Annotated in this window: 10 protein-coding genes and 1 tRNA gene; 7 read left to right on the top strand and 4 right to left on the bottom strand. The window is 72.3% G+C overall.

Translation table 11 applies throughout. The annotated features are described in order from the left end of the window. The first annotated feature begins 46 nt into the window (after positions 1–46). On the top strand, positions 47–703 hold the full coding sequence (locus ADL08_RS00290) for a hypothetical protein (RefSeq protein ID WP_053639939.1): 657 nt from the start codon (positions 47–49) through the stop codon (positions 701–703). 220 nt (positions 704–923) lie between these two features. Here ADL08_RS00290 and ADL08_RS00285 read toward each other — a convergent pair whose 3' ends face one another. From ADL08_RS00285 to ADL08_RS00275, 3 genes are all read right to left on the bottom strand, one after another. Then, complete coding sequence (locus ADL08_RS00285) at positions 924–1,901, bottom strand: DUF5926 family protein (RefSeq protein ID WP_053639938.1); 978 nt, start codon at positions 1,899–1,901, stop codon at positions 924–926. A gap of 267 nt (positions 1,902–2,168) precedes the next feature. Next, the gene (locus tag ADL08_RS00280; RefSeq protein WP_420709542.1) at positions 2,169–2,687 is read right to left on the bottom strand and encodes an ATP-binding protein; all 519 of its coding nucleotides are present in this window, start codon (positions 2,685–2,687) and stop codon (positions 2,169–2,171) included. 195 nt (positions 2,688–2,882) lie between these two features. Then, positions 2,883–3,704: a glycerophosphodiester phosphodiesterase gene (locus ADL08_RS00275; protein WP_053639936.1), complete on the bottom strand. Its 822-nt coding sequence runs from the start codon at positions 3,702–3,704 to the stop codon at positions 2,883–2,885. 392 nt (positions 3,705–4,096) lie between these two features. On the opposite strand from ADL08_RS00275, the gene ADL08_RS00270 reads away from it, so the two are divergent. The 3 genes from ADL08_RS00270 to ADL08_RS00260 all read left to right on the top strand — a co-directional run bounded on the left by ADL08_RS00270 (position 4,097) and on the right by ADL08_RS00260 (position 8,669). Next, the gene (locus tag ADL08_RS00270) at positions 4,097–5,551 is read left to right on the top strand and encodes a S1C family serine protease (RefSeq protein ID WP_053639935.1); all 1,455 of its coding nucleotides are present in this window, start codon (positions 4,097–4,099) and stop codon (positions 5,549–5,551) included. A gap of 341 nt (positions 5,552–5,892) precedes the next feature. Continuing rightward, complete coding sequence (locus ADL08_RS00265; RefSeq protein WP_053639934.1) at positions 5,893–8,412, top strand: toll/interleukin-1 receptor domain-containing protein; 2,520 nt, start codon at positions 5,893–5,895, stop codon at positions 8,410–8,412. A 170-nt stretch (positions 8,413–8,582) separates the two neighbouring features. Continuing rightward, positions 8,583–8,669 (top strand) — tRNA-Ser (locus ADL08_RS00260). A 76-nt stretch (positions 8,670–8,745) separates the two neighbouring features. Here ADL08_RS00260 and ADL08_RS36285 read toward each other — a convergent pair. Next, positions 8,746–10,143 carry a hypothetical protein gene (locus ADL08_RS36285; protein WP_053639933.1) on the bottom strand — a complete coding sequence of 466 codons (1,398 nt, stop codon included), beginning with the start codon at positions 10,141–10,143 and terminating at the stop codon, positions 8,746–8,748. A gap of 425 nt (positions 10,144–10,568) precedes the next feature. Between ADL08_RS36285 and ADL08_RS00250 the strand changes: the two genes are divergently transcribed. The 3 genes from ADL08_RS00250 (at position 10,569) to ADL08_RS00245 (ending at position 12,889) form a co-directional block, all read left to right on the top strand. Beyond that, complete coding sequence (locus ADL08_RS00250) at positions 10,569–11,108, top strand: O-acetyl-ADP-ribose deacetylase (RefSeq protein ID WP_053639932.1); 540 nt, start codon at positions 10,569–10,571, stop codon at positions 11,106–11,108. 394 nt (positions 11,109–11,502) lie between these two features. Beyond that, entirely contained in the window at positions 11,503–11,643 is a 141-nt protein-coding gene (locus tag ADL08_RS36985; protein ID WP_159042960.1) for a hypothetical protein, read from the top strand. 208 nt (positions 11,644–11,851) lie between these two features. After that, the gene (locus tag ADL08_RS00245; protein ID WP_078967897.1) at positions 11,852–12,889 is read left to right on the top strand and encodes a DUF1906 domain-containing protein; all 1,038 of its coding nucleotides are present in this window, start codon (positions 11,852–11,854) and stop codon (positions 12,887–12,889) included. The last annotated feature ends 24 nt before the right edge of the window (positions 12,890–12,913 follow it).

Here is a 12,913-nt window from a genome sequence, read left to right as displayed (position 1 = left end):
GCCCCACCGTGCATGATCTCCAGCCGAGCAGGAGCAGGTGGGCCCGATGACTCCGGTGAACCTCCGCGTGGTCGTACTCGGAGCCGCCGTCACGGCCGCCGTCCTGCTGCCGCTCGTCGCGACGGCGGGGCAGCTGGGCCCGGTTGGCCCGTCGGGGGACCCCGTACGGTCCGCCGAAGTCGAAGCCCGCGGCGAGGACGACGGGAAGGCCGGGGGCGAGGGAGGGGCCGGGGAGGCGTGGCAGGGCCTCGGCCCCGGGTCGCGTACGCCCGAGTCGGCCGTTCCCGCGATCTCCGCCGACTCTCCCGCCCCTCCCGTTCCCTCCGCCCCGCCGGCCCCCACCGCTCCCGAGCGGATCACGCGCTGTGGGCCGGAACTCGCCTCTCCGGGAGGCGCCGAGGCGCAGACGTGTGTCTTGAACGAGGGGTCCGACGTCTGGGCGCGTACGTACTACCGCAACGCCACGCGGCAGGAACTCGACGCGTTTCTGACCCTCATGGCCCCCGGCGGACGGACCGTGCACGTGCGCTGCGGAGTTCCCGCGCAGGATGAACCGGGCACCTGCGAAACGCCCCGGGAGCGCGGCGCGGGCGTGGTCACGGCGTATACGGCGGTCGCGGAATTCGCCGGCGCGGGCGGGGACGGCAGCACTCCGCTGCTGCTGCGAGCAGGCAGCAACGCGGCGGGCGACGAAGGAAGTTGAACGTCGGACGCTCCGGCCGGGCCGGGAGCGGACATGGAAACGCCCGGTCGCTGGCGACGGGGGATGCACCAGCGACCGGGCTTCCAGAACGGTAACAAGAGATCTGCTGTTCGCAAATTCGATCTCGGTTATTCGGACAGGGATTTACCTGTCCGAAGACCGGGTTGTGGTGGAAGTCACCGACTGGTCGGTCTGTCAGTCACCGATACCACCTGGGGTATCAGCTGAGAGTGACCTGACGGTTCGTGAGGCCGCCGCGCGCCCGCCGCTCCTCCGCGGTGAGCGGAGCGTCCGAGGCGAGCGCCCCGGTGAGCCGCTCGAAGAACTCGGCGGCCGGCTTCTCGCACTCCTCGGCGGTCATGGACGTCGGCAGGTCCCACACCGGCACCACGAGGCCGTGGGCGCGGAAGGAGCCGACGAGCCGGGTGTCCGGGCCGAGGGAGGTCGCGCCGGCGGCCTGGAGCCGGGCGAGCGCGTCGAGGAGCTTCTCCTCCGGGTACGGCATGACCCAGCGCAGGTGGTTCTTGTCGGGGGTCTCGCACCAGTACGCGGAGTCGACGCCCGTCAGCCGGACGGTCGGGATCGCGGCCGCGTTGGCGCGCTCCAGGGAGGCGGCGACCTCCGGGTCGGCGCCGTCCGCGGACTGCGGGATCCAGAACTCGAAGCCCGTGTGGACCTCGGGGGCGAACGCGGCGTCGGCGTCCAGCAGGTCCTGGAGGCGCGGGCCCTCGGCCGGCACGCGGCGCGCGGGGACGGGGGTGCCCGGCTCGGCCTCCAGGGCGCGCTGGAGGGTGTCGGCGAGGTCGCGGGCCAGGTCGCCGGAGGTGGAGTCGTTCTGCAGGGCGAGCAGGACGGAGCCGTCGTCCCGGCGGAGCGCCGGCCACGCCATCGGCAGCACGGTCGCGAGGGTCACGGACGGCACGCCCTCGGGCAGCCCGCCCTTCAGGGTGAGCGGCACGGTGGCGGCGGGCACCAGCTCGCGCAGCGCGACCCAGTCGCACTCGCCGGGCAGGCCCTCGAAGGGGCGCTGGACGAGCTCGGTCACGGCGTGCGCGGCGGCCCGGCCGTGACACGCCTTGTAGCGGCGGCCCGAACCGCACGGGCACGGCTCGCGCGCGCCGACGACCGGGATCTCCCCGCTCGTGACCTGTGCCTGGCCGGCCTTGCCGGCCTTCGTCTGGGGGCGCTTCTTGGCCATGGTGTGGCTTTCTCCCGATCGCGGCGGTGCTTGTCTGCGGTGCTTGTCTGCGGTGCTGTTTCGGGCGCGAGCCTAGCCGCCCCGACCGCCACCGCCCCTCAGGCGGGCCGCACGCCCGGCGGAGGGGCCCGCCCCGGAGAAACCGGATCCGCCGCCCTTCGACGGGCCCGTAAGGACCGATCCAGGCAGCCTGGATCGGTCCGGGCCACGATGATCGGCCCGGACCGCGATGATCGGTCCGGATCGTGGACCGACCCGGATCGGGGATCAGTCCAGATCGTCGTACGCGTCGAGGAAGTCGAAGCTCGAACCGCCGCCGCCGACGTGCGTCGCGAAGTCCTCGCGGCGGTGCCCCTCGGTGACGACCACCCAGACGGTGACCTCGCCGGTCGCGCTGTCGCGCACGCCCCAGTCCTGGGCCAGCGCACCGATGATGTTCAGCCCGCGGCCGCCCCGTGCCGTGACCGAGGGCGTCGACGGGACGGGCCGCGTCGGGCCGCCGCCGTCGGTGACCTCGACCCGCAGGCCGCCCGCCGGGTCGACCCGCCAGGCCGCCCGCACGTCACCGTCGCCACGATCCGCCCGTCCCAGCGGCCTGCCGTACCGGCAGGCATTGCTGAGCAGCTCGGAAAGGATCAGTACCGCGTCGTCGACGACCGACTCCGCGACCCCGCTGCGGTACAGCTCGTCCCGCATCCGGTGCCGCGCCTCACCCACGCCCGCAGGGCCGTGGGGTACGGCCATGCTCGACGACGTGGGCACCTCTTGTGCCACCACCAACGCCACCCCCGAGACCTCCTTTGCCCCACGCCACGGTGTGAATGCCCCGATGACCTGGACCGGAAACCGGCCAATCGGCGTGGGATGAGGCACTCGTGACGATCGCGTACGGACGGAACGCGCCGGTGCACACCCTGTAACCCGTGTTGCTCCCTTTGTCTCCTGTGACGGATGGGGCGGAAGTGAGGAAAAGGAAGGGGATCAGCCGCGGCCCAGCTGGTCCAGTACCTGCTTCGGGCGGTTGGTGATGATCGCGTCCACGCCAAGACGCTCGCAGAGCTCGACGTCCTCGGGCTCGTCCACCGTCCAGACGTGGACCTGGTGCCCGGCCTTCTGGAGCCGCAGGATCACCGCGGGATTGTGCCGGACGATCCGGATGGAGGGGCCCGCGATGCGCGCGCCCGCGGGGAGCCGCCCGTCGCGCAGCCGGGGCGAGACGAACTGGGCGAGGGAGACGGTGGGCAGGGTCGGCGCGGCGGCGGCGATCCGGTGCAGGGAGCGGGCCGAGAAGCTCATGACGCGTACGGGGGAGTCCTCGGGGGACGCGGGCGCGTGGAGGTCGAATTTCTTCAGGAGCTGGAGCAGGCGCTCCTCGACCTGGCCCGCCCAGCGCGTGGGGTGCTTGGTCTCGATCGCCAGCTCGACCCGGCGCCCGGTGTCGGAGACCAGCTCCAGGAGGCGTTCCAGGGTGAGGACGGAGGTGGAGCCGGGGGACCGCCGGTCGGGGCTCTCCGCCGACTCGCCCCGGCCCTTCCAGGTGCCGAAGTCGAGCTCGGCGAGGGCGGCGAGCTCGAGGGTGGAGACGGCCCCGCGGCCGTTGGAGGTACGGTCGACGCGCCGGTCGTGCACACAGACCAGGTGTCCGTCGGCGGTGAGCCGGACGTCGCACTCCAGGGCGTCGGCGCCGTCCTCGATGGCCTTCACATAGGCGGCCAGGGTGTGTTCCGGTACGTCCTCGGACGCTCCGCGGTGGGCGACGACCTGGACGGGGGCGCGGTTCGGTTGCTGCCGTGCGTGAGTCACCGCGTCATGGTGCCATTGGCGGGGCGTGGCGAGCACACCGAGGCTGTCCGTTCTGTCCTTTATAAAGGATGGAGTGCGAATGCACAGCTCCGCCTTACAGCGGCCTGACGTCCGGTGGGAAAAGCTGGTCGCAGCACCCTGGAGCCGGAGCGACCACAACCTCACGCGGCCGGGAACGGTCATACGCGGGCGCGTGTCGTTCGGATGTCGGGTACCCGCGGGTACCCGCGGCCGAACGCGGGCAGGCGACCGAAGCGGTCCACGCGGTCCGAGCAGCCCGACCGGTCGAGCAGTCGAACAGTCGAGAAGTCCACGCAGTCCACGCCAGTCACGCCAGTCAACGCAGTCAACGCAGTCAACGCAGTTAACGCAGTCAACGAGGAGAGCGAGCTGTGAGCACCGAGAACGAGGGCAAGGCGGTTCCGGGGGATCCGGCTGCTCCGTCCGTCCCTCCGACGCCTCCCGTACCCCCGTCGGCCCCCCCGGCCCCGGCCCCGGTCCCGTCCCCCGAGCCGGCCGCGGCGCACCCGGCGGACACGAGCGCGCGGGAAGCCCCGGCGACCCGGGAAACCCCGACGGTCCAGGCGGCCCACGCGGCTCCCGGCCCGCACCACGCGGCTCACGCCGCCCCCGCGGACCCGGCGGGCGGCTGGCCGCCGCCCCCGCCGACCGTCCCCTCCTGGGGCGCCCCGCACGAGCCCGTGCCCCCCGCTCCCGCCGCGCCGCGCCGGCGGACCGGCGGTCTCGTGGCGGCCGTCCTGGTGGCGGCGCTCGTCGCGGGCGGCGTCGGCGGCGGCATCGGCTACTGGGCGGCCGAGCGGGGCGACGACGGCATCGGGTCGACCACCGTCTCCTCGGGCGATTCCCCGGCCTCCTTCAAGCGCGACCCGGGGACGGTCGCGGCGGTCGCGGCGAAGGCGCTGCCGAGCGTGGGCACCATCCAGGCGAAGTCGGGCGGCTCCCAGGGCGAGGGCGGCACGGGCACGGGCTTCGTGTACGACCAGGAGGGCCACATCGTCACCAACAACCACGTGGTGGCGTCGGCGGCGGACGGCGGCAAGCTCTCCGTGACCTTCTCCGACGGCAAGTCGTACGACGCGGAGGTCGTCGGCCGGGCCGAGGGCTACGACGTGGCGGTACTGAAGCTCAAGAACCCCCCGAAGGGCCTCGAACCGCTCCCGCTGGGCGACTCGGACAAGGTGGCGGTCGGGGACTCCACGATCGCGATCGGAGCCCCGTTCGGCCTGTCGAACACGGTGACGACCGGCATCATCAGCGCCAAGAACCGTCCGGTCGCCTCGGGCGACGGATCCGGCGGCAGCAGCTCGTACATGAGCGCCCTGCAGACGGACGCCTCGATCAACCCGGGCAACTCCGGCGGCCCGCTGCTCGACGCGAGCGGCGCGGTGATCGGCATCAACTCGGCCATCCAGTCCACCAGCGGCGGCTTCGGCCAGTCCCAGGCGGGCTCGATCGGCCTCGGCTTCGCGATCCCGGTCAACCAGGCGAAGAACGTCGCCCAGCAGCTGATCAAGACGGGCAAGCCGGTCTACCCGGTGATCGGCGCGACCGTGAACATGAACGACAAGGGCGAGGGCGCCGAGATCGCCGCGCGGGGCACCGGGGACACCCCCTCGGTCACCCCGAACGGCCCCGCGGCGAAGGCGGGCCTGAAGCCGGGCGACGTGATCACCGGCTTCGGCGGCCACCAGATCGACAGCGGCCCCACCCTCATCAGCGAGATCTGGACCCACAAGCCGGGCGACTCGGTGGAGGTCACCTACGAGCGCGACGGCAGGTCCGTCGAGACCACGGTCGTCCTGGGCGAGCGCACCGGCGACAGCTAGGGCGTGTCGGGCGCCGGACGCGTCCCGGGTCCCTCACGCCCCTGCCGGCCCGCCGGCACCGCGTCCGTGAGAGGGGCTGCCGAGCGGATCGGCAGCCCCTTCGGCATGGGGTGCCGCCCCAGGACGTCCACCCGCCCCCCGTGGCCCCATTCCACCGGAGAGCAAGGGTCTTACTGATCCCGCCCGTGGTCAGTACGATTTCCAGGGTTCACCGCGATGCCGTCACGTGAGGACGAAGGCCGGAGCCGCAAGGCCGAGGCCATGGGGGACGCGGCCGTGGCCGCGGATCCGATCCGTGTTTTCGAGAGCTTTCCTTTTCGGACGAGGGGTGCCGAGGCGGGATGATCAAGGCTTTCTTTTCCTACTCGACTCAGGACGCGGGCTTCGTGCGGGAGGTGGCGAGCCGCATCGGGCGTCCGTTCGTGACCATCGACCACCAGTCCTTCTCCTCCGGGGCGGACATCCTCTCCTCCATAGACGACGCGCTCAGGGAATCCGCGCTCTTCGTCCTCTTCCTCACCAAGGAGTCCCTCGCCTCCCCCTGGGTGACGCACGAGACGCAGGAGGCCCGTTTCCACGCCGCGATGGGACGCCTCAAGAACTCCCTGGTGGTCTGTCTGGACCAGCGGATCACGGCGGACGACTTACCGGAATGGCTGCGCCGCTCCAAGTACATGGCCGCCACCGCGGCCCCGCCCGTGGTCCGGAGGATCAACGGGCTGCTGGACGACCTCGTGCGGCAGAGCCAGAGCACCCTCTTCGTGGGCAGGTCGAACGAGATCGCCGAACTGCAGGACGCCTACACGACGCCCGGACCGTCCTCCTCGGCCCAGGTCGTCTGCGTGACGGGCCTGACGGGAATCGGCAAGAAGTCCGCGCTGACGAAGATGGTCCGTGAGTCACTGGGGCTCGAACGCCTGGTGGTCATCGACATCGAACCGGGAGACACCGTCCAGAACCTGGCCGTGAAGCTCTCCGCCCAGGTCGATCCGCCCGAGACGCCCGAACGGTCGCTGGCCCGTGTGCACGAGATCGCCGCGCTCCACGACCAGGAGGCCCGGAGCCTCGTCCTGGCCAAGTTCGCCGAGATCGCCCGGTACCGGGAGATGCCGGTCCTCAACGACGCCGGAGGGCTCCTGGACAACGACGGCAACATCGCGGCCTATGTGCTCGACGTCATCGAGTCGTTGAGCAAGCACCCGGACATCCTGGCCGCTCTGCTCACCAACCGGCGGCCCGCCCGGGAACCGCTCGTCATCCGCGGCGTGTCCCTGCCCGTCATCCAGCTCCACGAGCTGAGCGACTCCGAGATCAGCCGGCTGGTCGCGCTGATGGCGAAGTCCCGGGGCATGGAGATCCGGAACGACACCGTCCGGAAGGTCACCTCCGCGGTGCGGGGATATCCCCCGTCCGTCACGTACGCCCTCGAACTCGTCAAGGCGTACGGGCCCGACCTCTGGGAACGCAACCGGCTCCTGTCCGACTTCAACGCGGCCCCGTTCGTCCGCTACCTGCGGGACAACCTGGTCAGCGCGGTCGAACGCAAGATCCTGCGCATCGTGGGCGCGAACAGCCCACTGCCCCTCCCCGTCCTGCAGGAGGTGCTCAAGGCTTCGGAGGAGGAGATCGTCACGGCGCTGGTCCACCTCATCGACCTGTCCCTGATCGTCCCGACCGACGCCGGCTGGTACGAGGTGGCGGGTCCCGCGACCGGGGCGATCGGGCGCGAGTACGGCGCCTGCGACACGAGCGAGTACGCCGCGGTCGCCTCGCGGCTCGACAGGTTCCTCTCCACGTCCGAGAACGAGGCCGACTACCTGTCCCTGCAGCGCACGCTCTTCCGGGCGTTCAGCCTGGCGGGCAAGGAGTCGACGCGGCGGGCCTACGCCATAGCCGCGGACTGGGTGAAACTCGCCGAGCAGTACTACCACCAGACCCACGACTACGAGCGCGCCGCCGAGACGGCGCGCGTCGTGGTGAGCAGCCACCCCGACCTCCACCAGGCCCGCACCCTGCTGATCCAGTCCCTGGTGAAGCTGAGCGAGTACGACGAGGCGCAGGAGCACATCGCGGAGTTCAAGCGCCGGAGCCAGGTCCGCGACGCCTTCTACCTGCTCGGGTTCCTCGAGCGCCACCGCGGCGATCACCGCCAGGCGCTGGGCCACTACGACAAGGCCCTGGCCCACGGCCGGGGAGGCATGGCGATCCACCGGGACATGGCCGACTGCTACCTGCGGCTCCGTGACCTGGACAAGGCCAACGAGCACATCTCGATCGCGCAGGAGAAGCAGCCGGACAACAAGTTCCTCGTCGACCTGAAGATCCAGATCGCCTGCCTGCGCCGGGACCGGGAGACGGCCAGGCGGCTGCTGTTCCGGCTCGCCGACATCGAGAGCGACATCTACGTCTGCCATCGCACTTCGCGGGTCGAGTACGCCTTCGGCTCCTACGAGTCCGCCTACGAGTTCGCGAAGATGGCCGTCGAGAAGTCCGCCCACCCCCCGTTCGAGGTCCTGGCGAACTACGCCTGGTGCGCGATCCTCACCTCCCGCCGTGCCGAGGCCGAGGCGACGCTGGACCGGCTGGACCGCAGCTACAAGCAGCAGAAGCACGACATCAGAGCGGGACTCAGGGCACGGCTCGCCATCATGGCGCAGGACTACGAGCGGGCACTCGACTACGCCGGCACGTTCCGCAACCCCGGCCGCCCCGTACACCTGTCGATCAAGCGCGACGCGCTGCGCGGGCTGGTGGAGAGCGTCACGATGTCCGGTTCCCGGCTGGTCGAGCTGGGGGAGGAGGTGAAGCGGCTCGAGGACCGGCTCTCCGGGGAGGAGGCGGATTTCGACCTGGACTCCTAGGGGGGGCCGGAGCCGCGAGCGCCTCCGCACGGCGGCGGCGCATGCGTCGGGGCACCCGCCGCAGACCGGACGCGCCGAGACCGCCGAGGCCGACCTGTGGTCGGACTTCCCTGTCCGGGGCGCTCAGCCGGTAGGCTGTAGCCGCTCCGCAGCAGGTGAGGCGGGGCGAGGGTGGGTTGCCCGAGCGGCCTAAGGGAACGGTCTTGAAAACCGTCGTGGCAGCGATGTCACCGTGGGTTCAAATCCCACACCCACCGCCGATGGCGAAGGTCCCCGACCGGGAGGAACCGGTCGGGGACCTTCGTGCGTCCCGGGGGCCGTGGCGGGGCGGGGTCAGGAGTGGTTGCGGGCCGGGGGGTTGTTGAGGCAGAGCGCGATGTTGCGCACGGCCGCCGTGAGTTCCTCGATGACGCGGGCCGCCTGCTCCGCGTTGTGGAAGGCCGGGCGGTCGGTCAGGGTGCGGCTCAGCTCCTCCGCGGCCCGGACCGCGTGACCCGCGGGACCCGGGTCCGCGGCGGGGGCCGGGTAGGAGTCGGACACCGGATAGGGGTCGGGTGTCGGGTACGGGTCGGACACCGGATAGGGGTCGGGCGTCGGGTACGGGTCGGGCGCCGAGTAGGCGTCGAGTGCCGGGTACGGGTCGGAGTAGGGCTCCGGGTCCGGGCGGTAGCCCTCGAAGGAGGGCGAGAAGGTGCCGGAGCCCGTCGTCCCCGCCGTGAGGGCGGCGTGCGCCTCCTCCCCCGCGCGGGGGGCCGTGGACAGCAGGAGGGCGTGCGAGGCCGGCAGCGGGGCCTGGGGCTGCGGGGCCTGGGCGTGCGGGACGTGCGCGTGCGGGACGTGCGCCTGTACGGGCTGAGGGGACTGCGCGGCGTGCACAGCCTGCGCGGCGTGCACGACCTGCGCCGCTTGTACGGACTGCGGGGGCTGCGGGGCCTGGGGCTGGGCCTGCGGCCCCTGCGGGGGCTGCGGCGGGGACTGGCGGGCCCGGGGGAGCACGAAGTGGTCGAACCCCGGGAAGGCCGACGTGCCGGGGCGTACGGCCGGCGGCTCGTACTCCTGCTGCCACTGCGCGCGGTAGCACTCCACCTGGTCCTCGCAGGAGGAACGCGCGTGGAAGACCGCCGTGTCCTCGCCCAGGTCCGGGTACCAGAGGTTGGGGCCCGGGAAACGGACCGTCCGCATGCGGGGCTTGATCTGTTCGGCGCACCCCATGCAGCAGCCCTTCGGCACCAGGAACGGGATGCCGCCGCTCTGCTCCGGCCGGCGCGGCCCCTCCTCGCGCGGGTACTCCCCGTGGTGGCAGGGCGGCAGTTCGCCGCAGGCGCGGCAGACCGCGTAGTGCTCGGGGAGGACCTGCCAGTCCTGGCTGGCGGGGGCGCACCAGTGCTTCGGCGCGGACCGGGGCAGGTTGTCGTTGCGCAGCACGAGGACCACCGGGCGCTTGTAGAACTCCGCGCGCTCCGGGGCCGGTTTGACCGCCTGGTTGTTGGCCCGCCGCAGCTCGTTGGCGTGCCACCACAGCTCCACGTGGTCGCGCCAGGCCTTCTCGTACGCCTCCGGCCAGTGGTCGCCGGGGTACCCGGTGATCTCCAGGACGCGCCAGGCCTGCCGGTCGAGTACGACGATGGAGCCGGCCCGCAGTCGCAGATGAGTTCCCTCGCCGCCCTCGTCCGGCCAGTCATGGCGGCCGATGCTGGTGGGCTGGTCAGGGAGCCACCTGCGAACCTGCATGACACGCTCCTCGGCAACGAAACTTCGTAGTTTCAACTGGGGCAGTAAGTGACATTCTGAACAATTTAGGCGTCTGCTTGGGGTTAGACACGCGCACGTCGCAGATCCGTGAGAGCCGGAAACACCTTTCCCACCGGCTATTTCACCCGCCGTGACCGACCTCGCCCGGATTCGCGGCCTTCGTCGTCACGGCGGCCCCGTACCCGTTCCGGGGGCTTCCGACGCCCACCCGTACGTGTGACGCCGCCTCGGCCCGTGTCATCCCGTACGTATGCATTGCTCCGCATATCGGGCCGTTCGCCGTCTTCCGGAGGTGGTTCGGGGGTGGAGGGGTGGTAATGGCGGTGCCGTTCCACGAGGGGCGGCGTAGGGTCCGGAGGTCTTCGGGACTCCTCCGGGAGTCCTCCGGAAGACGGGAGTGTGGGATGCGGATCGTGCTCGTCCGGGGGGACATCACCGCCGAGGCGGCGGACGCGGTGGTCAACGCCGCGAACTCCTCGCTGCTCGGGGGCGGCGGGGTCGACGGGGCCGTCCACCGGAAGGGCGGGCCGGAGATCCTCGCCGCCTGCCGGGAACTGCGCCGCTCGCACTACGGCAAGGGGCTGCCGACCGGACGGGCCGTGGCGACCACGGCGGGGCGGCTGCCCGCCCGGTACGTGATCCACACGGTGGGGCCGGTCTGGTCGCGGGACGAGGACCGCTCGGAACTGCTGGCCTCCTGCTACCGCGAATCCCTGCGGGTGGCCGACGAGTTGGGGGCGCGCACGGTCGCCTTCCCGGCCGTCTCCACCGGGATCTACGGCTGGCCGACGGCGGACGGCGCCCGGATCGCCGTGGAGACGGTGCGGGCGGCCCGTACCGAGGTCGAGGAGGTGCGCTTCGTGCTCTTCGACGAGACGGCGCACCAGGCCTTCGAGGCAGCCGTGGGGGACGTGGGGGACGTGGGGGACGTGGGGGACGTGTAGGGCGTGGGTGGCGCAGGGGACGTCTCCCGGGGGGCCGGAGCCGTGTCCGGGCCGAAACGTGAATTCCTCCGCTCCCGCGAGCCGCTTCCTTTCTCGTGCCGACCGGGTTTATCCCGCTGTCCTCACGCTTGCGGGGGAACGTCCGCTCCGAGGCGGTTCGCCGGGGATTCCGTGGGCAACTCTGCATTCGCGACGTCGAGCACGACGACTGGGGCGGCGGGCCAACTGCCCCGGAAACACACACATTTCGGTCCCGCCCCACGCTTCACGTATTCGGCGGAGCTCCCAGGAGCTCCCGGTCCCCATCACCCGGTTCCCCTCTCTCAGCTCTCGACCCTCGACCCTCGGCTCTCGACCCTCGGCTCTCGGTATCCAGGTTCCCGGAGGAACAGACATGGCAAGCATCCCCACCGCCCGTGCGACCGTCGCCCTCGCCGTGCTCTCCCGGCCGAACGGCACGGTCGGTGCGCACGGCGCCGGCTTCACCCACATCGCCCAGTCCGGCCCGGTGCTCGCCTTTCCCCCGTGGCGGTGACCGGGGACAGCGCAGACCGGCCCGGCGGGGGGCTGCACGGCAGTGTGAACGACGGCCCGCACGGCGGTACTTCGATGCCGGCGTGCGGGCCGCCGAGGCACCGGGCGCGGGACCGGGGTTCCCACGTACGGGTCGTTCCCCGGTGCGTACGGCCGAGGCGGCGGCCCCAGCGGTGGCCGGGCGCGGCGGGCGGCCCTTCACTCGCGTCATGAGCACAAGCGCCCCGCCCCGGCCCACCACGACCTCCGCACCGGTACGTTCGCGGTCCGCGTCCCCCTTCACCGGGGTGCGGGCCGTGGTCGCCGTCCTGATGGCGGCGGTGGCCGGGACGGCCCTCCTCGACGCCCCGGCACCGACCGCCGTCCCGCCCCCGACCCCGACCCCGGCCGCCACGACAGCGGCGGCGGCGGAAGCCGTGAGTACCGCAGCCGCCCCCGGCGCCCCCGCCGCCTCCACCCCCGTCCACTTCACCGGCAAGGCCTTCGACACCTGCGAGGCGCCCTCCGTCGAGACGATGAGGGCCTGGCGCGGTTCGCCGTACGGGGCCGTCGGGATCTACTTCGCCGGGCGGGGCCGGGGCTGCCCCGGCCAGCGGGAGCTCGGTCCCGACTGGGTCGCCTCGGTGCAGGCCATGGGCTGGCGGCTGCTCCCCGTCTTCGTCGGCTCCCAGGCGCCGTGCGTCGAGGCCCCCGCCAAGAAGCCCTTCGCCATCGGCTCCGACCCCTGGGGCCAGGGCACCCGGGAGGCGGGCGACGCGGTGCGGGCCGCGCGGGCCCTGGGCCTGGGCACGAGCAGTCCGCTCTACCTCGACATCGAGTCCTACCGGCGCGGTGACGCGCCGTGCGCCGCGACCGCCCTCTCCTTCGTTCGCGCCTGGAACCGCGAGGTACGCCGCCTCGGCTACCTCCCCGGCTTCTACAGCAGCGCGGACACCGGCGTGCGGGACATCGAGGCGCAGCGGAAGGCCGGCACGGCGGACCTGCCGGCCGTGATGTGGTTCGCGCGCTGGCTGGGGAAGCCCGCGCTGGCCACCGAGGCCGCGCTGGCCCCGGCGGCCTGGACGCCGCACGCCCGGATCCACCAGTACGCGGGCAACGTCGCCGAGTCGTACGGCGGCCACCGCCTCGTGATCGACCGCAACGCCGTGGACGCCCCGGTCGCCCGCCTCGCCACCGCGCGCGCGGGCGCCTCCTCCTCCGTCCGCACCCCCTCCCCCGCCGCGACGGGGGCCCCGGCCCGACCCTGACCCGGGTCTCGGGGGCCTCCACCC

Origin of the sequence: Streptomyces sp. NRRL F-6492, assembly GCF_001280125.1 — a bacterium.
Classification (GTDB): domain Bacteria; phylum Actinomycetota; class Actinomycetes; order Streptomycetales; family Streptomycetaceae; genus Streptomyces.
This window is presented reverse-complemented; position numbering and strand designations above follow the sequence as displayed.